This is a genomic window from Ensifer sp. GW101-20A05, assembly GCF_059424735.1.
Genome location: NZ_JBWKZT010000022.1, coordinates 1 through 21,512 on the forward strand (window position 1 = coordinate 1; position 21,512 = coordinate 21,512).

A 21,512-nucleotide genomic window follows, 5' to 3' on the forward strand; every position below is an offset into this window, starting at 1 on the left:
AAATGCTTCCCTATTTCGAAGCCTTGAATCACGGCGGCCGATAAATGCCAAGAAATTTTATGAGTTTACGCTGTAGCTCGGATACCTCGGCTGCGATCTTGGCTCTGAGCTGCGCGGCGAAGTGTTTGCCGTCTATATGGTGGTCCGAAACGGTGTCCATCATGCCGCAACCTTCAAAAGCGATTTCAATCCTAAGCCCGGATCGGCGAGCGCCTCGGGAGCGCAGAAAGCGCCCCTCTCGATCAGCTTCTCGGCGAGACGGATGTCACGGGAGACGGAGGTTCCAGGCCCTATGCCTGCCGCCGCCTGAAGAACGTGGTTTTCGTCCAGCTCGAAACGCAGCCAACCGCCATCGGCCAAGTCGCGGCGCGCGGACCGCCGTGACGGGTCATGCAAGCCGACGGCCTGCAGGCCGAGATCGAAATGATCCGACCAGAACCATGGTAGTGTCTCGAAACTTGCGGCCTCCCCGAGCATCGCTTTGGCGGCGTGGGCGCCTTGGTCGCATGCGTTTCGCCAGGTTTCGAACCGTGTGCGGCCGTAGCGTGGATGGTCGATTACTGCGCAGTCCCCCGCCGCGAAGATCGAAGGATCCGACGTCACGAGCCGGGAATTGACCTCGATCCCATTGGCGCATGCAAGCCCGGCCGAAACAGCAAGACCAACCTCCGGTTCGATGCCGACGGCAGCGACCACGAGATCCGCTTCGATCCGCGCACCGTCAGCGAGCACCACGGACTTGTGTTCTACGCGCTCGATACGGACGTCGAAGTCAAACGTCACACCGGAGCGGCGATGACGGCTCACAATCACGTCGGCGATTTCGGCGGGCACGCCTCGACCAAGCGCCCGTGGTCCGGCCTCCAGAACACGAACCGTCATACCGCGGCGGGTCAATTCCGCCGCCAGTTCCAGACCGATGAGGCCTGCGCCGACGAGGATGGCGCTACCCCCGGCGTCCGCCTTGCCGTAGATCGCCTCGGCGTCGCCAAGGGTGCGCAGCATCAAGGCATGACCTGCGGGATCGCAGGCCAACCGCCGCGGCCTCGCCCCCGTCGCAAGCAGCAGACGGTCGTAGGCCAGGCGTTCTCCCGTCGTCAGGATGACCGCTTTCGTTTCCCGGTCGATCCCCTTCGCGGTTCGCCCGAGCACGACCTCCAATCCGGCAAGGTCGACCGCGATCGGGCGATGAAAAAGGCCCGTTTCGCCGTCGGGCTTGGAGAGGGCCGGCCGGTCGTAGGACGGCATATGCTCGCCACCGACGAGGGTTACGTGCCTCTCGCCCGCGTCTCGCAAGGCTGCAGCAGCGCGCAAGCCGGCTTCGCCCGCGCCGATGATCACATGGTGCGTCATTGCGTTTTCCATCATGAGGAAGCGGCCCGAAGACCGCTTAAGGTCAGGGGCTCAGCCGAGAACGGATCGAAGCGAAACGGGGGCACCCATTTTTACAGACAACGTGGCTGCCTCCGCCATTGCCAAGGCGGCGACGCCATCTTCCAACGTCACAGGCAGCGGTTTGGAGCCGCCCACCGCTTCGACGAATGCTGCCCATTCCGCCGCATAGGCGGGCATATAGCGCTCGAGGAAGAAATAGGTCGGCTTTGCGCCGGTCACGCCCTCGGTTGTCGACTTCACGACGGTGTTTTCGAGCATGTTCTGGGCCTGCAGTAGCCCCTTGGAGCCAAGCAACTCAAGGCGCTGGTCGTAACCGTAAATGGCGCGGCGGCTGTTCTTGATGACAGCGATGCGGCCATCGGCGTAGGTGAGCGTCACCACAGCCGTGTCGACATCGCCTGCCGAACCGATATCTGAATCGACGATGGACGAACCGACCGCGGTAACAGTGACCGGTGGTGTACCCATGATGAAATTCGCCATGTCGAAATCGTGGATCATCATGTCCCGGAAGAGACCGCCGGAGACCTTGATATAGGCGACAGGCGGTGGCGCGGGGTCGAAGGAGGTGATCGACAGAAGTTCCGCCTTGCCGATTTCGCCTGCATCAGTTGCCCTTTTGAGCGCCGAAAAACTAGGATCGAACCGGCGATTGAAACCGATCATGACGGGCCGACCGGTGGACGAAACCGCCTTCTGGCAGGCCTGCGCCCGCGCGAGGCTGAGATCAACCGGCTTTTCGCAAAGGACGGCCTTTCCAGCGGCCGTTGCCTTTTCAATGAGATCGGAATGGGTGTCAGTCGACGTGGCGATCAGCACGGCATCGATCGACGGATCACCCAGAATAGCCGCCGTGTCGCGCGCCTCAGCGCCGTATTGGGTGGCGATCTTTTCGGCAGCGGCCATGTTGATGTCGGATACGGCAACAAGTCTGCTGCCGGAATGGCTGGAGATCGCCGTTGCGTGTACGCAGGCGATGCGACCCGCGCCGAGAAGGCCAACTTTAAGCATTTGATTTTCCTTTACTGATCAAAGACCGAGTTCGGTCTTGAATGCGGTCAATTCGGTGTCGGTGATTGCGACGTTGTGCTGGGGCTGGGGATAGACGCCCTTGTTGACGTCATCGATGAACTCGCGGAACGCAGCGACGCGCTCCTTCTGCAACCGCTCGAATTCGGCCGAGAAATTGCGATAGGTCTTGGCGTGGCGCGGCCTATGGCCATTGGTATGGCCAAGCACATCCTCGGCGAAGAGATATTGGGCATCGGCTCCCGGACCGGCGCCCATGCCGAGCATGATCATCGAGGTGTTTTTCGAGACCAGCTCACCGACCCTGTCCGGCACGACCTCCAGCTCCGCGCCGAAGCAACCGATGGCTTCGAGTTGCTTGACGTGACGGAAGACCTTGACCGCCTCGGCCGCCGACTTGCCGACCGCACGGAAGCCAGTCCACGTGATGTAGGATGGGATGAGCCCGACGTGGGCCACGACCGGCACATGGTTGTCGCAGAGCACCTTCTGAATTTCGAGCGAGGCGGCGCAGTAGAAGCAGTCGCCGCCCATGGCAGAAAAGTGAAAGGCGGCACGCAGATAGTCGTCAGCCGTTGCAAGCGGGCGGCCCTCGAACTTGCCCCAGCCGCCGTAGGGCAGACCAACCTGCACGAAGCATCGGCCCGCCGCCTCGCGCATTTCGGGCGAAAAGAAGCGCCCTTCGATCGAGAGCATGTGGATCCCGGCGGCATCGGCCGCCGCCGCTTCCTCGAGCGTCGTGACGTAAAGCATGGAGATCTTTTCGCCGCGCGCCTTCATGGCGCGGATGTCGGCTACAGTCGGACGGGTATTCTTGTGGACCATCGAAGTTACACCGTGAACGCGTTGCGGAAGGATTCAAGCGCGAGTTCCGGATCGCCGGAGGCAAAAGCCTCCATGCCAACCGGTCCGGCGTAACCCATGGCTTTTAGAGCCGTGGCGATGCCCTTCCAGTTGACCTCACCGGTTCCGGGCTCAAAGCGGCCAGGCACATCGGCCACCTGGATTTCGCCGATAAAGGGCAGGCACTTGCGGCAGAGTTCGATCAGGTTCCCCTCGCCGATCTGGGCATGGTAGAGGTCGAGATTGAGACGCAGACGCGGGTGATTGACGCTCGCGACCAATGCCAAAGTGTCCTCGGCCCGACCGAAGGGTACGCCCGGATGGTCGACGGGAAGGTTGAGGTTCTCGAGCGTGAAGGTGACGCTCTCTTCCTCTGCCATGTCGACGACACGGCAAAGCGTGTCGCGCGCCTTCAGCCACATCGCCCCTGTTACCACCTCGATGGGCTGGACTGGGAGCCCAGCCTCGCCAAGGCCGGTCCCGTGCAGATTGAGACGCTGCACACCAAGCCTCTTTCCGATCCGGGCCGTCTCTCGTGCGGTTTCAAGGAGTTCGGCCGCTCCGTCGTCATCGGTGAGCCTCCCGCGGAGATAGCCGTTCATGATGGTGAACGTGGCGCCGGTGGCCTCCAGTTTCGCCAGATCGTGGTCCGGCCAGTTCCATAGGCCGACGCCAAAACCCATTTCCTTGAGACGCGAGGCCCTCCATTCGATGGAGCGATCCCGCCAGATCATTTCCGCGCAAGCGGCCAATGCAAACTGTGTCATATCGTCAGATCTCTACGAATACGTCGCCGTTCTCGACCTTTACCGGCCAAGACTTGAGGTTGATGCAGGCAGGCGCGCGCGTCGCCTCGCCGGTCTTGTAGTCAAAATGCGCGTTATGCTTCGGGCATTCGATGATGCCGTCCATGACGAGGCCATCGGCAAGGTGCACCCGTTCATGCGTGCAGATCCCGTCGATGCAGAAGAACTCGTCTTCCGGGCTGCGGATCACCAGAAATGAGCGTCCGCCGTGATCGAAACGGAGCAAATCCTCAAGCTCGACATCGTCGGTTGCGCAGGCGCGGGTCCAAGTCCCCATGTCTTCATCCTTTGGCATTTCATTTTGTGCGTTTCGGTTCTTCGGAGTGCGGCCGGCTAGACCGCCGCACCGGCAATCTGGGGCGCGTGCCCGTCATGGGCGGTCATGTAGCCGTCGATCTGGGCTTCGAGTTCCGCCATGGTCTCGCCTCCCGCCATCAGGTCGGTGATTTCCTCGCGCGTCTTCTCGCCCTTGCGGAAATCGGCGGCGATCGCGCCGCGGATCAGCACCGCGAAGTGGTCACCCACGGCCATCGCGTGCATGACCTGATGGGTGATGAAGACGACGGCGAGGCCCCGGCGTTTTGCCTCGTTGACGATCCTGAGCACATGGGTAGCCTGTTTCACCCCCAGGGCGGCGGTCGGCTCGTCGAGGATCAGGACCTTCGCGCCGAAATGGACGGCACGGGCAATGGCGAGCGATTGCCGCTCCCCGCCTGAAAGGCCACCGACCAGCCGGTCGCCGTCATCGATCCGGGTGATCCCGAAGTCCTGGATGGCATGGATGGCTATCTCGTTTGCCTTCTTCCGGTCGAATACCTTGAATGGCCCCCAGCTTCTGGTCGGCTCCACGCCGACGAAGAAGCTGCGACCGATGCTCATTAGCGGGAACGTGCCGCCGAACTGGTGAACCGTCGCGATGCCGCGGCTGCTGGCGTCGCGCGGGCCGTTGAACTCGACGGCCTTGCCGTCCATCTCCATCGTGCCGGATGTCGGGCGGTAGACGCCTGAAAGCGTCTTGATTAGCGTGGACTTGCCGGCGCCATTGTCGCCGAGCAGGCACAGCACTTCGCCAGGACAGATGTCGAGCGAGATGTCGTTGAGGACATCGATCGGACCGAAGGACTTGCAGATGTTTCTGAGCTTGAGGATGGGCGCGGACATGTCGGACCTCACTTCTTCTTCGGCGAGTAGGAGAGCGCCATGCTGCGGAAGGTGTTGTTCATCAGCACGGCCAGAAGCAGCATCACGCCGATGATGAGGCTCGACCAGTTGCGGTCGAAGGACGTGAAATAGATACCTTGGTTGACGACGGCGAAGGTGATCGTGCCGAAGAAGATGCCGATGATGGAGCCGAAGCCACCGGTGAGCAGCACGCCGCCGACGACCACCGAAATGATCGAGTTGAAGATGAAGGACATGCCGGCCGAGACCTGAGCGGAATTGAAGAGTATCGCCTGGCACATGCCGACAAAGGCGGCGCTGGTGGACGACAACACGAAGAGTGCAATCGTCAGACGAGCCGTCGGGATGCCGGCATTGCGCGCGCTGATCTTGTCGCCGCCCATGGCGAAGATCCAGTTGCCCCAGGGCGAGTAGTGAACCACGTAGACATAGAGCGCCGTCAGTGCCAGCCACCAAAAGATGATCACCTGGAAGGTGTTGGCGACGAACTGGCCGAAGAGGAACTTCGCGAGCGCGGGCGCCTTGAGGGCGACACTGGTGGTTCCTGTGAGGAGAACCGACAGTCCAAGAACGAGGCCTGCAACCGCAAAGAGGGTTCCGAGCGTGACGATCAGCGACGGCACATTGGTGCGGACCACGAGGATCCCGTTCACCAGACCGACAAAGACGCCGAGAGCGAGCGAGGCAGCTATTCCGAGCCAGATCGGCAGCTCGTAGTAGCCTGAGATGATTGCGACCGTCATGGAGCCGGCTGGGATCATCGAGCCGATGGAAATGTCCAGTTCACCGGCGATCATCAGAAGACCGATCGGGAAGGCGACGATGCCAAGATTGGCCGCGACGTTCAGCCAGCTTGCGGCACCCGCCGGCTTCAGGAAATCGATGCTTCCAAAGACGAGGAAGAAGGCGAAGACGCCGAACAGGCCGAGAAAGGCGCCGGCTTCCGGTCTGCGGAAAAGTCCGCCGACGGAAAAGCCGGAGACGTTAGAAGATGTTGACGTTTGCCCCATGGCGAGTGGTTGGCTTGCGGTTTTCGAGTTCATGATGGTTTCCCCTTCCCGGCTTTGCCGTGTTGTAACGGGGCCGCTCCCTGGAGGAGGTGCAGGGAGCGGCCGGCGAGCGCTCGGGTTAGCGTGCGCCCTTGGAGACGCCGGAGAGCGTCGACTCGATGTTCGATGCATCGACGATCCCGGGACCGGTCAGAACGGGCTTGACCGGAAGATCCGTGCCGAAGTCGATGTGAGACGCGAGCAGCGAGACTGAAAGCAGTGACTGAAGATACGGCTGCTGGTCGACGGCAAAGAGTTGTGCGTTATTTTTGATGCGGTCGAGGCCGGCCTCGTTGAAGTCGAAGGAGCCAAGCTTGACGCTCTCGACCTTGCCGGCCTGCTGGATGCCGCTCGCCGCCGCGTCCGCGTCACCGGCACCAATGGTGATGACGCCGTCGATCGTGCCGTCCTGCGTCAGCGTCGCCTTGATCGCTTCGGCGATGGCGGTGGGATCGCCAAAACTCGTTGCTGGAAGCGGCAACTGCTTGCCGGTTCCGCCGGCCTTGGTGATCCCGTCGATCACGCCCTTGCAGCGGGCTTCCTGGTTGGCGCTGCCCGGAAGCGTGTTGACACAGAGCACATTCTTCTGGCCGCTTTTGCCGAAGTACTCCCCGCCCGCGATACCGGCGAGATACTCGTCCGAACCAACGTAGTTGATCGCGCCGAGTTCCTTCGCCTTGTCGAGCGAACCGGCATTCATGAGGATGATCTTGATGCCGCTGTCGGCGGCAGCTTTGATCGCCTCGTCCTCGGCTTCGGGCACCCAATTGGGCACGACGAGACCGGTGACGCCCTGGCTGATGGCTGTGCGCACCAAGCCTGCCGCATCCGGTCCGAGGTTGTCGTAGGTCTGGAGCTGCAGATAGGTGACCTTGCCGCCGTTGGTTTCGACCACGAAGCGGGCATCGTCGACCCCCTTCTTGATTTTGCTCCAGAAAGCATCATCGGTCTTTCCGCCGACAACGGCGATGTCGGCGGCGAGCGCAACGCTTGCGGTGAGACAGATCGCAACCGAAGCCGCGAAGGCCTTCGTCATGGTGGTCAGCATTGTCATCGGGTTTTCCTCCCCCGTTTGCGCCGGTTGGCGGGTTAAAATGCTAGAAATCCGGGTCCCTGCGACCCTTCGGCCTTGGGGGGCCGCCTCCTCGCGGAGCCCCCAGGCCTTGGTGAACTCATGAGTTCGCACGCGCCGTCTTGGCGTTCATGCGCTCTTTCTTCTTGGCGAAGCGCGCCTGCATCTGGACGTCGCCATCCTTGGTGCCGTCGTGCCAGGTGCCGCACCACTTATCGAGCGGGATGAGACCGTCCCCGCCATAGTTCACCTCGAAGTACTTGTGGTGCAGGTAGTGAGCGTAGGCATGGGTATCGAGCGGGGTCTCTTCCGTAACCTCGAGCTTGTCGAAACCGATGTGCCCGTTGACCGCTCCGAAGCCGGCGATATGAAGCTGGAACATCGCCACGATCGGATTGGAGGGGATCACTAGGTGCCAGAAGGCCACGGCATGGTAGAGGAAGCCCTCGACCGGATGCATGGAGAGCGAGGACCACGGCGAAGGGTTCACCGAATTGTGGTGGACGGAGTGGATCCAGCGATAGAGCGGGCCCCAGTGGATCAGCCGGTGGATAATGAAGAAATGCACCTCGTGGATCATGGGGGCTGCCGCAACGAGAAACGCGAGGTAGTACGGATTTTCTGACCAGCTCAGCCACGGCACCCAGCCGTTGGCAAAGACCCAGAGGAACAACACCTCGACCAGCGTCCACAGCGGTATCGAAAAAAAGAACGAGCGCAGGAAGTTGTCGATGTTCTGGCTCTTGAACCAGAAGACGTCCGACGGCTGCTCGCTTGGAAATTTCACATTGTATTTGAAGCGGTTGCCCTGTTTGCGCTTCACGTAGAAAAAGAGCTCGACCGAACCGTAGAAGACGAAGATCGCAGCCGCGTTCACCGCGTAGAGCCACAGCGCCCATTGCCAGTCCAGCGCCTTCATCACCTCGACATCCGGAACGACATAGAACCAGTAGAGGAGCGCCGTTGCCATGTGGAAGGCGTTCCACGGCCAGATATATTCAGGCAACCATCTGAGAACGGACGGAATCTTCGGGGGCCAGGCCCAGAACGGCGCAACCTCGATGCGCCCGTTGGGCGCCCAGTCGCCGCGCTTGTTACGGGTTCCGTAATTAAGATCATCCATCGTCATGCCTCCCGACAAGCGTCTTGCTGCTCGCAAGGAAGAAAAGGCATCGACGTTTACTCCGGGCACAGAGCTGCTCTCTTCGGGCGAAGGCCCAAAGCACAGAATCCCGCGATGTCGATTGCATTTCTCTCCCAGGCGTTTGGGCTTCTGTTTTCCCCACACGCCAATCTCTGAAACGAACAATGGCAACTTGACGGGTGTTAAATCAAGGCGCAATTGTCTCTCATTAGATGATCGTGTCATTCATCTCATTTCCTAGACGAAATGATACATTTTATATCACGGGGGCCAATGAAGAGACCGACGATCCGCGATCTCGCAGAAACGGCGGGCGTGTCGATTGCCACCGCGAACCGGGTTCTATCAGGCGCGGAAAATGTCCGGACGGCTACGCGGGAAAAGGTTCAGGCGGCCGCCGAGAGCATCGGCTTTTACGGCTTGGGTGCGATCCAGGCGCGCAATGCCGCCGCGCGCCCGAAGTACCGTTTTGGCGTGATCCTTCTTCAGCCGCATCGTCCCTTTTACCAACTCGTGGCACGCGCCTTGTCGCAAGCCGCAGCTGCAGTCGAGGCGGTCGAGGTCGAATTGAGGATCGAGCATCTCGAAGACCTGGCGCCGCAGAACACCGCGGAGCGTGCCTTGACACTCGCCAGCGAATGCGACGCGCTCTGCATCACCACCGCGGTGCATCCTGTCGTCACTCAAGCGCTTGAAGAAATCCAGGGCCGAGGGATACCGGTCTTTGCATTGATCTCGCAGCTCGCGGCAACTGGTCAGATCCATTACATCGGGCTCGACAACTGGAAAGTCGGCCGCACTGCGGCCTGGACCTTCGACCACATCTGCAAGAGGCCCGGCAAGATTGGCCTGCTGATGGGCAATCCGCGCTACCGGAATCAGGAGATGAACGAAACCGGCTTCCGCTCGTATTTTAGGGAACACGCTCCCCAATTCCTGCTGCTTGAGCCGCTGTCGACCTTCGAATCCTCCGCGGTTGCGCAGGAAATGACTGAACGATTGTTGGACCAGCATCCCGATCTTGCCGGCCTCTACGTGGCGGGCGGCGGCATCAGCGGAGTGCTTGCCGCCCTTCGTACGACCGGACGGGCCGGCACTCTGGTTGTCGTCGGCTACGAACTCATGGACAACGTCAAGAGCGCCCTACTCGATGGTGCTCTGACGCTGTCGATTGCCCACCCCCTGGAACGTCTCGCCAACGAGGCGATCAAACGCATGATCGCTGCCGTCGCGTCGGAGGGCGCGAAAGCGAGCTACACGAAAATTGTCCCTTTCGAGATGTACACGCGCGAGAACCTCTGAAAACGCACCATGCAAGCAATTGTCCTAGCGCGGTTCCTCACGACGCATTATCTGCCGTACTGAGATTAGAGCGTGCACTTCAGGACGCTGCCCAGATTTCGATGCGGACAAAGTGACTGAGAGCCTCGGAGGCCAACCACGAATCTGTCGCCTTGAGGGGAATCGACCCGGTGATCCATGCACTCCGAAAAGGAAGGCTATCTTTCACCCACCTTGAACCGGGCAGAGACGCAACGGATGTGCGATGCCCCGACACCGCAGCAGCCACCGATGATCGTCGCGCCGCTCTCTGCCCATTCACAGGCGAAGCTGGAGTAGCCGTCGACAGACAAGTCGTTGCGAACCGCATGAAGTGTCTCGTTTGCTGCGCCTTGCTCCTCAGTGGCGAGCGCATTGGCATAAACACCGATCTCGATGGTGCACCGTTCCTGCGCAAAAACGGAGGCCGCCTCTTCGACGGCGCGCCGCATGACTTCAGGGCGGCTGCAATTGAAGAGCAGTGCTGCCGCACCAGATCCGGCGATCCAGCGCGCGGCCTCCTCCACGCTTTCGCCGGAGCGTAGCGCTGCCGGCCTGCGCTCGGCACCCGGTTCGTCATCGAGCGTGAATGATATCCAGAGCGGTCTGCTGGTGCCGGCCACCGCGATCCGCACCGCTTCGGCTTCAGCCACCAAGCTGAGGGTTTCTCCGAGCCAGACATCCACCGACGGCGAGAGTTCCTCAACCAGCGCGCCGAGGTAGTCGTGCACGCGGTCCGGCATGAAGCGCTGCGGCTCGTAGGAGCCAAAAATCGGCGGCAACGATCCGGCGACGAGCACCGTTCGGTCCACACTCACGTCGGCCGCCTCACGCGCCAGACGTCCGGCAAGGGACATCAGCCTGCGGCCCTCTAGGCGGAACCGCTCCTCGCCAATGTGGAACGGTACCAGCGCGTAACTGTTGGTGGTGATGATGTCGGCGCCTGCGGCAATGAACTCCTCATGCACGCGCCGAACGATCGCCGGGCTCTCAATCAGCGCGAGTGCAGACCACTCCGGTTGCCTGAGGTGCGCACCGAGGCGGACAAGCTCGCGGCTCATGCCGCCGTCGAGGATTCTTACGGATTTCATGGATTTCCTTCCCATCCCGGTCAGCGCTTGATCATCGAGGACAATGCGAATGCCGTCAGCGTGTCCCGAACACCGGGCAGGACGGACACTTCCTGCCAGATTTCACGGATGCGGTCCGTCGCACTCGCCTCGACCCGAACAACGAGGTCGAACTCGCCGCTGATGACGTCGCAGGAGACGACCTCCGGCAAGCGCTTGAGTGCCTGGATAACCTCACCACCGCGCATGCGGTCATGACGGTAGACAAACATCAGTGCGGTGACCCCCGCGGTGCGCGGCTTTCCCTCGCCTGCGACGATCGTGTACCCCAGGATGAGGCTATCTCGCTCCAGTCGCTCGATCCTTTGGCGCACGGCATTGCGCGAAAGGTTCACCTTCTCGGCCAACTCCGCATGGGGGATCCGGGCGTTGCGGGTCAACTCGGCGAGAATGCGCTCGTCCGCCCGATCGAGGATGCGCTTCATGACCGCATCTCCTCGACAACGACCTTCGCAGACCGGAAGGCGCATTGCGCGGCGTCTTCGAGTTCGGCAAACCTGCCACACTGCGCAAACGAGATCGCCGCGGCCGCCATGGTGAAGCCCGGCAAGGCCTGTTGCTCTAGCTCGCTGAGGCTACGAACTTCTGTATAGCCGGTCAGTAGCGCGCCGGCGAGCGTCCTGTCGAGCGCACCGTTTGCCTTCGCGGTCCAATGCAGCAGCACCTGGGCGAGTTCGGTGATCAGAACGTCGTCGCGCCGCAGTCGAAAATTGATGACACCACTCACCTCTCCGTCGAGAAAGAACACGTTGTCGCGATTGATAGCGCCGTGAACAGCTCCACTTGGCAACTCGTCCGACACTGCCTCCACTGCGCGCCTCAGCGTCTGGTGTATCCGCGCGACGCAGATACCCAGTGCGTGGCACTTGCCGGTGGTGATCTCACTTGCCCGCGCCCCGGGCACAAAACCAACAACCGCGACGAGCTTGCCCGACACGGTGATCGTTGCCGCACCCGCATCCGTGCGGAAGGTCGCGGGACAGGGAACGCCAGCGGCAGCAAGCGTCTCCATCGTACGGAACGCGCGCTCAAGATCAAACGGGTCGGCGAAGCTCTCGAACAGGGTAATGATGAACTCACCGCGCTCGGAACGGAAAAGGAAGGTGGTCTCCGCATCGCCATCGGCAATGCCGATCACCGAGGTCAGGCGCCCAAGGCGATAGGCCATCGCGATCTGATTGCATTCGGCCTCCGATAGATCTGTAAAAACAGCCATTGTCCGTCCCTTCAGCTTTTGACGACACCAGCGCCGAAAATCGCGTCGATCTGGGCAGCACTCAGCCCGCTGTCGCGCTCGACCGCCTCGCGCAGCGGGATGCCTTCTGCGAGCGCCCGGTCGGCAAAGGCAGTGGCCTTTGCGTATCCGACGAAGGGATTGAGAGCGGCAGCAAGGACGAGGGACCCGTCGTAAAGCGCCTGACAACGTTTGGCATCCGCCTCTATCCCGTCGATGCACCGGGTACGAAGCGCGTCAAGGCCTCTCACCAAAAGCCGCAGCGACTGCAGGATGTTGAGCACGATGACCGGTTCCATTGCGTTAAGCTGAAGCTGGCCGGCGCTGGCAGCAAGTGTGACCGTCAGGTCGTTGCCGATCACCTGAAAGCCAATCTGGTTTACCATTTCGGGGATCACCGGATTGACCTTGCCCGGCATGATTGAGGAGCCGGCCTGGAGGGCCGGGAGCCGAATCTCACCGAAACCGGCGCGCGGACCGCTCGACAGCAGGCGAAGGTCATTGCAGATCTTGGAGAGCTTCACCGCTGTGCGCTTCAGCGCCCCCGAAAGCGTCACGAACGCGCCCGTGTCGGATGTCGCCTCGACCAGATTTCGCGCTGGCCTCACCGCAATCCCGGACATCATGGAAAGGTGCGCGCAGATCGCCGCCGAGAACCCAGGCGGCGCGTTGACGCCGGTACCAATCGCCGTGCCACCGAGATTGACCTCGCGCATCAATTCAGCCGTGCCCAGAAAATGCGCGACGTCCTCCTCCAGCGTCTCAGCAAAAGCTTCGAACTCCTGGCCGAGGAGCATCGGGACAGCATCCTGAAGCTGCGTCCTGCCCACCTTGACGATGCCTGCGAAGGTGTCGCCCTTCGACCGCAAGGCAGTGACCAAGGCCTGCAACGCCGCGACCAGCACTTCGCCTTCCCGCAACACGGTCAGCCGGATGGCGGTCGGGTAGACGTCGTTGGTCGATTGGCTCAGGTTCACGTGATCGTTCGGATTGACCACCTCGTAGCTGCCGACCGGCCGCCCCAGCGCCTCAAGCGCCAGATTGGCGATGACCTCGTTGACGTTCATGTTGGTCGAGGTCCCCGCCCCACCCTGCATCATGTCGATAGGAAAATGCGGCGCAAGGATTTCCCCGGTGATCAGCCTGTCGCACGCCCGATCGATGGCCTGCGCAATCGCAGGATCGATAAGGCCCAGCTCCCGATTGGTCGCCGCAGCGGCCTTCTTGACCATTGCCAGCGAGCGGATGAACTCGGGGAAATCCTGGAGCCGGATGCCGGAAACGTCGAAGTTCTCCGTTGCTCGGCGCGTATGGATGCCGATCATGGCATCAGCCGGCAGTTCCCGTCGGCCAAGATGATCGGTTTCGATGCGCATTTTTGTCATGGTCAGCCCTGCCTCACTCGGAAATGGCCTGATCAAGGTCATCGATTAGGTCGTCTGTCGCTTCGAGACCGACCGACAGGCGGAACACGCCGTCGCCAGCAAAGCGGCAATAGTCCTCGAGCTGTTCACCGGTAAGCTGGTAGGTGGACTTCATCATTTCATCCGTTTCGAGCAGCACGACGATCGAGCGCTGGTGGCCGAGTGAAAAGGCATAGTGGGCAATCTTGAGGCGCCCGGCGAGTTGCTGGGCCATCCTCCCCGGATCCTTCACTTGAAAGGTCACGATGCCGCCGAACACGTCCATCTGGCGCTTCGCCAGCTCATGTTGCGGATGGGAGGCAAGCCCCGGATAAGTCACGGCCACGACCGAAGGATGGTCTTGGAGGAAGGCCGCGATCTTTGAAGCGGACTCGGAGATCGTCCGAATGCGGGGAAACAGTGTGTCGATGCCGCGCAAAATGAGCCAGGCGTTCATCGCAGGCATCGATGCGCCAAGGTAAACGCCGGCGCGCGAGCGAATTTTCTCCACCAGTTCCTTACGGCCGCAGACAACCCCGCCCAGGGCATCGCCATGGCCGTTGATGAATTTCGTGAGAGAATGGATGACCAGGTCAACCCCCAGCAGTAGCGGCTGCGTGGCGACGGGGGTCGCAAGCGTTGAATCGACCGACATCAGTGCGCCATGCTTTCTGGCGAGTGCGGCAATAGCCCCGAGATCGGTCAGGCGCAGGATCGGATTGCACGGACTTTCGCAATGGACGAGCTTCGTGTTGGGGCGGAAGGCGGCCGCCACATCTTGAGGACGTGCCATGTTCACCGGCGTGACCTCGATGCCGTAATCCGGCAGGATGCGCCGTGCAAGTTCGTTGGCGCCTGCATAGCAGACGTCGCTGAGGATCAAGTGGTCACCCTTTTTCAGGAAACTGAGAAACGTGGCGCCGATGGCTGCCACGCCCGTTGCCGTCGCAACCGCGTCGTCGGCCCCTTCCAAGGCGGCGAGCCGCTTTTCAAGCTGGCGAACCGTCGGGTTGGTCCAGCGCGCGTAAAGAAATGGCAGAGCCGTCAGATCATCGACGCCATCTGCGGAAAAGGCTCCGTTGCCCGGTTCAAGCAGGTTGTTGACAGACATGGAGATATTTGGGGCGATCGCCTTGGTCGACGGATCGATGACAAGCCCGGCGCTCAGCGCCAGCGTGTCGCGGCTGAGATCTGCCCTTGCGCCAGGCGCCCTCATGTTGGGCCCGTGCGTTGGCAGGTCTGAAAGTTTCGAGATAGTCATCGCGTCCTCCTGCGATTTGGGTCCCGGAGGTTTCCAGGAAATGGCCTTACGGGCGGCGCCATCGATCCTTTGAACATCGGATTTGGAGTGCGCTCCGAGCTTCAACGCCGTATCGGCACCTGCATCTCGACGACCCGAAAGGCGCGCGTGATGAGGATGGTGAGGCAGACGTAGAAGAGCGTGACGACGACAAGCGGCTCGTAGACCAGGAGCGTGTCCTGCCTGATCTTGTAGGCGACGGCGTAGAGATCCATCACCGTGACGGTGAAGGCGAGCGGCGTCGCCTTGAGTTGCAGAACTACCTCACCAGTGATTGTTGGGAGCGCGATACGGATCGCCCTCGGCAGCCATATGCGTCGCAACAATGTCCATCGGCCCATGCCAAAGGCCTGTCCGGCTTCCAGCTCGCCCTTCGGGACTGCGAGCAGCGCACCACGCAGCACCTCAGCCTCGTAAGCTGCATAGTTCAGCGTGAAGCTCACCGCCGCGAAGAAGAACCCCTCGCGCACGATCGGCCAAAGGAAGCTCGAGCGCAGCCCCGGGATCATCGGGAGCAGCGACCCGATACCGTAGTAGAGCAGCCACAATTGAATGAGCAGGGGCGTGCCTCGTAAACACGTGCAGTAGCTTTTGGCTACCCAGCGCAGCCAATGCGGACCGCTCACCTGCGCGAGCGCAAGGCCGATCGCCAAGACGAAGCCGAAGCCGACGGAGATCACGAGCAGCAACACGGTCTGTGTGGCGCCGGCTACGATCAGCGGCCAGTAGTTGGAAACCCATGAGAAATCCATAGTCCGTCCCTTCAGGCTGCTTTTGGCTGACCGCGCCGGAAATAGCTTTCCAGACTGCTGAACATGACGTTGGAGACGAGCGTGATTGCCAGGTAGATCAAGGCTGCGGCGAAGAAGAACAGGAAGTAATGTTTGGTGTTGCCTGCGGCCAGGCGCGTGGCAAGCGCCAGCTCCTGATAACCGACCACGGCGACCAGGGCGCTATCTTTGGTGACCGACATCCATAGATTGGCCAGTCCCGGTAGAGCGTTCGGCATCAACGCCGGCAGAACTATCCTGCGGAACCGCAGCCAAGGTCGCATGCCGAAGGCATTGGCAGCTTCGATCTGGCCGGTCGGAACAGCGAGGATCGCGCCGCGCAATACCTCGGTCATATACGCGCCCTGAACGATCCCGAGCACGACAACGGCGGCGAAGAAGCCGTTAATCTCGATCGGCGGCAAAGCGAATGAGGATAGCAGTCTGTTGATGCCGTCGGTTCCGGCGTAGTAGAGGCCAATGATGAGGATCAGTTCCGGAATGGCACGAACGGCCGTCGTATAGAAATCAAGCACGGCGGACACCGGGCGGCTGCCCTTGAGTTTTCCTGCCGCACCCACAAACCCGATCATGATGCCGAGCAGGTACGCGCCAAGCGAAATCAGGATAGTCGAGGCCGCGCCTTGAAGCAGCACCCCGCCCCATCCTGGCGGATAGGGAGAAAGCAGTTCCAGAATGGATAGACTTGTCGGCATAGGAAATGGTTCCTCGGCGTCCGAGTCGCTGCGGCTCGCACACTGTTCTTTTTGAGGGAGTATCGTCCGGAGTGAGCTGAAGGGGCGCCACGTTGACGCCCCTCCGCTTCAATCATTCGCCGTAGGGATCGAAGTCGAAATACTTCTTGGAGATTGCGGCATATGTACCGTTGGCTCGAACGGCGGCGATTGCAGCGTTCAGCTTCGCGAGCAGCTCGGCATCGTCCTTTCGCAAGCCACCACCAATACCCTGCCCAAGGACCTGCGGATCGTCCTTCACGTTGCCCTTGTCCTCGCAGCAATCCTTGCCGAAGTCCGACTGCAGGAAGGTCATCAGCGGAATGGAATCGCCGAAGACGTAGTCCACACGACCGACAGCGAGATCCTGGAACGCCTCGTCGAGCGTGGCATAGGTCTTCTCGGACGCCACGCTCGCATAGTGCTTCTTGTAGTATTCCGTCTGGATCGTGGACACCTGGATGCCGACGGTCTTGCCGGCGATGTCGTCGACGCTGGTGCCGCCCCTGCCGTCCTGCGCGCCGATCAATTTGCTCGGTGTATTATAATACTTGTTGGTGAAGGCGATCGTCTTGCTGCGTTCATCGGTAATCGACATGGACGACCAGATGACGTCGAACTTTCGCGACTGAAGACCGGGGATCAGTCCGTCCCACGACATGTCCACGACCGAGCACGTTTCCTTCATTTCGGCGCAGACGGCATCCATCAGTTCGATTTCCCAGCCCACCCATTTGCCGGTCGCGTCCTTTGTAAAGAACGGCGGGTAAGCTTCGTTCATGATGCCAAATCGCACGTCGGCGGCTGCGCTGCCGGCAGAGGCGATAAGGATCGTGCCGGCGACAAGGAAGGATGCGGTCTTCATGTAGGTTCCCTTTCTCTCTTATGATTGGCGGTCGCGCACGTTCAGTGGCGGGACGAGCTTGTGAACTCGCGGCATCGGGCGCTGGCCGGAGCGCCGAAAATCTGTTCCGGTCGGCCCTCTTCCTCGACGCGGCCCTGGTGCAGAAACATCACGTGGCTGGAGACGTCTCGGGCAAACTTCATCTCGTGGGTTACGAGCAGCATCGTCCGGCCTTCTTCGGCGAGGTCGCGAATGACCTTCAGCACTTCGCCGACGAGTTCCGGATCGAGTGCGGATGTCGGCTCGTCAAACAGCATCACCGACGGATCGACACACAGCGCCCTTGCAATCGAGGCGCGTTGCTGCTGGCCACCCGACATGAAAGCCGGATAGACATTGCGCTTCTCGTAGAGGCCGACCTTCTGCAGGAGTGCTTCAGCCTTCTCGACTGCCTCCTTGCGCCCCATGCCGAGGACATGAACGGGCGCTTCGATGACATTTTCCAGCACTGTCATGTGCGCCCAGAGATTGAAGCTCTGGAAAACCATGCCGAGGCCGGTGCGTAGACGCTCCACCTGACGCCGGTTGGCGGGATGGGCGCGACCGTCCGATCCCGTCTTCATGAGAACCTCTTCGCCGTTGATAACGAAGCGGCCCCGATCGGGGATCTCAAGAAAGTTTATGCAGCGCAGGAACGTGCTCTTGCCGGATCCAGACGAGCCGATCAGGGAAATAACATCGCCCTTCCTTGCAGCAAGCGAGATGCCCTTGAGCACCTCGTGCGTGCCATAGCTCTTGTATACGTCGTCGACGCGCAGCGCGCAGGAGATGTCCGTTTTCATGCGTTCCCCCACTTTTCGTGGCTTGTTGCGGTGCAGTTTAGCGATCGCGTGCGCGGCTTTGCCGCGCAGTTATCTGTATATGAAGCGCATTTCCGCAGATTTTGGCGATGGCTAGCGTTTTCTCCGCATCAATTCCGATTGATGCAGATCACCTTCGGCTGAGTCATGTCTTCGTATGCGAAGCGCACGCCTTCGCGCCCCATGCTGCCATGCTTGAAGCCGCCAAACGGCATGGCGTCGAAGCGATAGTCCGAGGAATCGTTGATCATGACGCCGCCGGCCTCGATGCCGGCGGCGGCCTCTAGTGCATCTGCCAGGCTGCTGGTAAAGATGCCGGCGTGCAGGCTATAGTCTGGTTCATTCGCCATGCTGATTGCCTCCGCCAGCGTATCAAAGCGCTCGAGTATCACCACCGGTGCGAATGCCTCTTCCCGCCAAAGGGGGGTGTCGTGCGCCACGGCTTCAAGCACCGTCGGATGGTAAAGCGCACCCTCGCGCCGGTGGCCGCACAGGAGCGTCGCGCCAGCATCGAGCGCATGCTGGACCGCCGCTTCCGCCCGTTCGGCCGCAGCCGCCGAAATCATTGGGCCGACATCCGTCTCCTCACGGTCCGGGTCCCCGCAGCGAAGCCCGGCCACACCCACTACGAAGGCCTCGCGGAAACGATCATAACAGGCGGTCTGTACGAGGATGCGTTGCGTGCCGATACAGTTCTGGCCGGCCGCCCAGAAAGCGCCCGAGATGCAGCCCTCCACCGCCTTGTCGAGCGTGCTGTCTGCCATGACGATGACCGGAGCGTTGCCACCGAGATCCATTGCGAGCTTCTTCAGTCCGGCGGAGCGAGTGATCGCCTCGCCGGTCGCAAAACCGCCGGTAAAGGAAACCATCCGCACCTCCCTTGCCGACACGATGGCGCGCCCGAGATCCGCACCGCCAATGGCAACAGTGACGATCCCGGCCGGCAAGCCTGCTTCAGCCAGCGCATCGACCAGCTTGAGCGCCGAAAACGGTGTCAGCTCCGAGGGCTTCAACACGACGGCATTGCCACCGGCGATAGCCGGACCAAGCTTGTGGGCGACCAAGTTCAGCGGATCATTGTAGGGCGTGATGGCTGCGATGACACCGAGCGGTTCGCGCGTGAACCATCCCTGGCGCGCCTCAGAACCGGCATAGGCGTCGAAAGGAACGATCTCGCCGGCGTTTCGCCTCGCCTCTTCTGCAGAGAGCTTCAACGTGTTCACGCAGCGCAACGTCTCCTTGCGCGCCTGAACGATGGTTTTGCCGGCTTCGCAAACGATGGTGCGTGCGAAATCCTCACGCCGCCCCTCAATGAGCCGTGCCGCCTTTTCCAGAATGGCGGCGCGGTGGTGCCGGGGCAGCGCCCGCGCTTGCGCGGCCCCGCGTCTCGCGCGGGCCAGGAGCGAACCGACATCGTCCGGGCTGCTGGCCACAACGGTTCCGACAATCGCGCCGTCAAAAGGATTGAGAACGGTGATCTCCTCCGCACTCGATGCGATCTGAAGCTTCGGGCTGACCATCAAGCGGCCTCCTTCGCCAGGCTGCCGCGTGACCCGCGGTGGATGGCAATGATGTCGGAGAGGAGGGCATAGGCGGTTTCGACGCGGCCAGCGCCCGGTCCGGTAACCGTCACGGCGCCGAGGAGGTCCGTAGTGAAGGAAACGGCGTTGGTGGCGCCGTTCACCGCGCAGAGCGGATGGTCGAGGTCCAGTCGGCGCGGTGCCACGGACGCTTCGATTTCCCCATCCTTTCGGCGAGCCGCCGAGCCGATCAGTTTCCAGCGGCATCCGTCCTTGGCTGCAGCCTGGATGTCGGCCGCGGTGAGCGACGAAATCCCCCGGCACGAGACGTCGGAAGGCTTGAGCGCGGCGCCCAGCAGTTCATTTGCCAAGATGACCACCTTTAGTCGGACGTCGTATCCTTCGACATCTGCGGTCGGGTCTGCCTCGGCGTATCCGAGCGCCTGCGCCTCTTGCACTGCCTGCGCGAAGCCGAGCCCGGCCTCCATGCGACCGAGGACGAAGTTCGACGTACCGTTTAGAACGCCTTGAAAAGCGCTCAGTCCGGCGCCGGAAAGCGTATTCTTGGCTAGGCGGATGACGGGCGTGCCGCTCATCACCGCCCCTTCGTATTCAAAGTGAACGTTGTTGCGGCGGGCAAGGGCCACAAGCTCGTGAGCGGCGAGCGCCACCGGGCCTTTATTAGTGGTCACGACATGTTTGCCGCTCTCGAGCGCCCAGCGGCAGTGGGAAACGGCCGGTTCGCCATTTTGAGGATTGGTGAAGGTGGCTTCAGCGACGATTCCGGCGGGGGCCTGCCGGATGACCTTTTCATTGTCAGCCTCGGCCGATCCGCCGGAAAGGCGGGCAAAGCCCCCCTTTTCGAATTTTGTTTCGACGAGCATGCGCGGATCGATGCCGTTTTGCGAAATGACCGAACCGAGGTTGAGGTCTGTAACCGCAAGGATGTTCAGTCGAAAACCGAGCTCCGACTGCCAGAGGTCGTTTCGCTCGGCCACAAGCTGGGCAAGGGCGCGATTGACCCCGCCGAATCCAATAAGAGCTATGTTGTACTGTACCATGTCGGTTCCTCATCATGGGCGATGGGGGAGAGCATGACGACCGGGACCGGCAGAAGGAAGATTGCGAAACGGCCAAACAATAGGCCGCAATGCAACGCAGCAGTGACAAATGCGCAGAATCCACGCAAACCGAGCGGCAAGGAGAAGGCCTCAAAGCCGGCAGAAATCGGCACCTTCGTCGCACGCCCCCGTGCATAATGTCCGCCAGGCACTTGAGCAGAGATGACACCATGGATTTGATCGACGACTTTGACCGCAAGATCTTGAGCTTCATTCAAGTCGATTGTCAGATGAAAGCCGAAGCAATCGGCGACATCGTCGGCCTTTCGGCCTCCGCCGTGCAGCGTCGCCTGAAGCGGATGCGCGACACCGGCATCATTACCGCAGAGATTGCGATCGTCGATCGCAAGGTGGTCGGGAACCCAATGACGTTCATTGCCGGAATGGAAATCGAACGCGAAAACTACGACGCCCTATCAAAATTTCGAGTGTGGTTGGCGAAGCAAGAGCACATTCAGCAGGTCTATTATGTGACCGGCGCAGTCGACCTTATCGCCATAATCACTGCGCGCGACGTAGGCCAGTACGACGAGATTACGGCCAACCTGATGTCCGAAAACCCTCAGATCAAGCGCATTCACACCAATGTCGTCTTGAAGGATATCAAGACCGGCATGTACGTCCCGATTGCGGATTAACTCGGGGGCGCGAGCATGGCCTGAAGCGTTCTCACATTGGGCCGCTTTCAGCACGCTGGGTATTTGCCTGTCGCCTCTTTTCTACCAGGAAAGCGACGAACGCACGGACCTTAGCAGC

Annotated in this window: 22 protein-coding genes; 2 read left to right on the plus strand and 20 right to left on the minus strand. The window is 61.1% G+C overall.

What is annotated here, in order from left to right; genetic code table 11:
- Positions 1-159: 159 nt before the first annotated feature.
- From AC070A_RS31340 to AC070A_RS31380, 9 genes are all read right to left on the minus strand, one after another.
- Positions 160-1,353 (minus strand): NAD(P)/FAD-dependent oxidoreductase, encoded by a 1,194-nt coding sequence (locus AC070A_RS31340; protein WP_492383612.1) that lies wholly within the window; start codon positions 1,351-1,353, stop codon positions 160-162.
- 51 nt (positions 1,354-1,404) lie between these two features.
- On the minus strand, positions 1,405-2,406 hold the full coding sequence (gene iolG, locus AC070A_RS31345) for an inositol 2-dehydrogenase (protein WP_113736965.1): 1,002 nt from the start codon (positions 2,404-2,406) through the stop codon (positions 1,405-1,407).
- 18 nt (positions 2,407-2,424) lie between these two features.
- Positions 2,425-3,249: a 3-methyl-2-oxobutanoate hydroxymethyltransferase gene (locus AC070A_RS31350; RefSeq protein ID WP_113736966.1), complete on the minus strand. Its 825-nt coding sequence runs from the start codon at positions 3,247-3,249 to the stop codon at positions 2,425-2,427.
- 5 nt (positions 3,250-3,254) lie between these two features.
- Positions 3,255-4,034: a TIM barrel protein gene (locus AC070A_RS31355; RefSeq protein WP_113736967.1), complete on the minus strand. Its 780-nt coding sequence runs from the start codon at positions 4,032-4,034 to the stop codon at positions 3,255-3,257.
- A 4-nt stretch (positions 4,035-4,038) separates the two neighbouring features.
- Positions 4,039-4,350 carry a MocE family 2Fe-2S type ferredoxin gene (locus AC070A_RS31360; protein WP_057248471.1) on the minus strand — a complete coding sequence of 104 codons (312 nt, stop codon included), beginning with the start codon at positions 4,348-4,350 and terminating at the stop codon, positions 4,039-4,041.
- Between the two features lie 56 nt (positions 4,351-4,406).
- Entirely contained in the window at positions 4,407-5,234 is an 828-nt protein-coding gene (locus AC070A_RS31365) for a sugar ABC transporter ATP-binding protein (RefSeq protein ID WP_113736968.1), read from the minus strand.
- A gap of 8 nt (positions 5,235-5,242) precedes the next feature.
- Complete coding sequence (locus tag AC070A_RS31370) at positions 5,243-6,265, minus strand: ABC transporter permease (RefSeq protein ID WP_113736981.1); 1,023 nt, start codon at positions 6,263-6,265, stop codon at positions 5,243-5,245.
- Between the two features lie 118 nt (positions 6,266-6,383).
- Positions 6,384-7,358, minus strand: coding sequence for a substrate-binding domain-containing protein (locus tag AC070A_RS31375; protein ID WP_113736969.1), 975 nt, complete (start codon positions 7,356-7,358; stop codon positions 6,384-6,386).
- 118 nt (positions 7,359-7,476) lie between these two features.
- Positions 7,477-8,499, minus strand: a complete 1,023-nt coding sequence (locus AC070A_RS31380) for a sterol desaturase family protein (protein WP_057248391.1) — start codon at positions 8,497-8,499, stop codon at positions 7,477-7,479.
- Between the two features lie 294 nt (positions 8,500-8,793).
- Between AC070A_RS31380 and AC070A_RS31385 the strand changes: the two genes are divergently transcribed.
- A complete protein-coding gene (locus AC070A_RS31385; protein ID WP_113736970.1) occupies positions 8,794-9,822 on the plus strand; it encodes a LacI family DNA-binding transcriptional regulator in 1,029 nt (342 codons plus the stop codon).
- Positions 9,823-10,019: 197 nt separating this feature from the next.
- Here the strand turns inward: AC070A_RS31385 and AC070A_RS31390 are convergent, their stop codons facing one another.
- The 11 genes from AC070A_RS31390 to AC070A_RS31440 form a co-directional block, all read right to left on the minus strand.
- A complete protein-coding gene (locus tag AC070A_RS31390) occupies positions 10,020-10,931 on the minus strand; it encodes a homocysteine S-methyltransferase family protein (protein WP_113736971.1) in 912 nt (303 codons plus the stop codon).
- 20 nt (positions 10,932-10,951) lie between these two features.
- Positions 10,952-11,395, minus strand: a complete 444-nt coding sequence (locus AC070A_RS31395; protein WP_057248394.1) for an Lrp/AsnC family transcriptional regulator — start codon at positions 11,393-11,395, stop codon at positions 10,952-10,954.
- The gene (locus AC070A_RS31400; protein WP_492383614.1) at positions 11,392-12,138 is read right to left on the minus strand and encodes a phosphotransferase; all 747 of its coding nucleotides are present in this window, start codon (positions 12,136-12,138) and stop codon (positions 11,392-11,394) included. Before AC070A_RS31400 ends, AC070A_RS31395 begins: the two co-directional genes overlap by 4 nt.
- A 59-nt stretch (positions 12,139-12,197) precedes the next feature.
- Positions 12,198-13,589, minus strand: a complete 1,392-nt coding sequence (locus tag AC070A_RS31405; RefSeq protein ID WP_113736973.1) for an aspartate ammonia-lyase — start codon at positions 13,587-13,589, stop codon at positions 12,198-12,200.
- A gap of 13 nt (positions 13,590-13,602) precedes the next feature.
- A complete protein-coding gene (locus AC070A_RS31410; RefSeq protein ID WP_113736974.1) occupies positions 13,603-14,868 on the minus strand; it encodes an aminotransferase class I/II-fold pyridoxal phosphate-dependent enzyme in 1,266 nt (421 codons plus the stop codon).
- A 101-nt stretch (positions 14,869-14,969) separates the two neighbouring features.
- Positions 14,970-15,659, minus strand: a complete 690-nt coding sequence (locus AC070A_RS31415) for an ABC transporter permease (protein ID WP_057248398.1) — start codon at positions 15,657-15,659, stop codon at positions 14,970-14,972.
- A gap of 11 nt (positions 15,660-15,670) precedes the next feature.
- Entirely contained in the window at positions 15,671-16,393 is a 723-nt protein-coding gene (locus AC070A_RS31420; RefSeq protein WP_113736975.1) for an ABC transporter permease, read from the minus strand.
- A gap of 112 nt (positions 16,394-16,505) precedes the next feature.
- On the minus strand, positions 16,506-17,276 hold the full coding sequence (locus tag AC070A_RS31425) for a transporter substrate-binding domain-containing protein (protein WP_057248400.1): 771 nt from the start codon (positions 17,274-17,276) through the stop codon (positions 16,506-16,508).
- A 41-nt stretch (positions 17,277-17,317) separates the two neighbouring features.
- Positions 17,318-18,097 carry an ABC transporter ATP-binding protein gene (locus tag AC070A_RS31430; RefSeq protein WP_112996366.1) on the minus strand — a complete coding sequence of 260 codons (780 nt, stop codon included), beginning with the start codon at positions 18,095-18,097 and terminating at the stop codon, positions 17,318-17,320.
- Between the two features lie 128 nt (positions 18,098-18,225).
- Positions 18,226-19,635, minus strand: a complete 1,410-nt coding sequence (locus AC070A_RS31435) for an aldehyde dehydrogenase family protein (RefSeq protein ID WP_113736976.1) — start codon at positions 19,633-19,635, stop codon at positions 18,226-18,228.
- Positions 19,635-20,696: a homoserine dehydrogenase gene (locus AC070A_RS31440; protein WP_113736977.1), complete on the minus strand. Its 1,062-nt coding sequence runs from the start codon at positions 20,694-20,696 to the stop codon at positions 19,635-19,637. Before AC070A_RS31440 ends, AC070A_RS31435 begins: the two co-directional genes overlap by 1 nt.
- 230 nt (positions 20,697-20,926) lie before the next feature.
- Here AC070A_RS31440 and AC070A_RS31445 point away from each other — a divergent pair, with 230 nt between their 5' ends.
- The gene (locus AC070A_RS31445; protein WP_492383615.1) at positions 20,927-21,394 is read left to right on the plus strand and encodes an Lrp/AsnC family transcriptional regulator; all 468 of its coding nucleotides are present in this window, start codon (positions 20,927-20,929) and stop codon (positions 21,392-21,394) included.
- Positions 21,395-21,512: the final 118 nt, after the last annotated feature.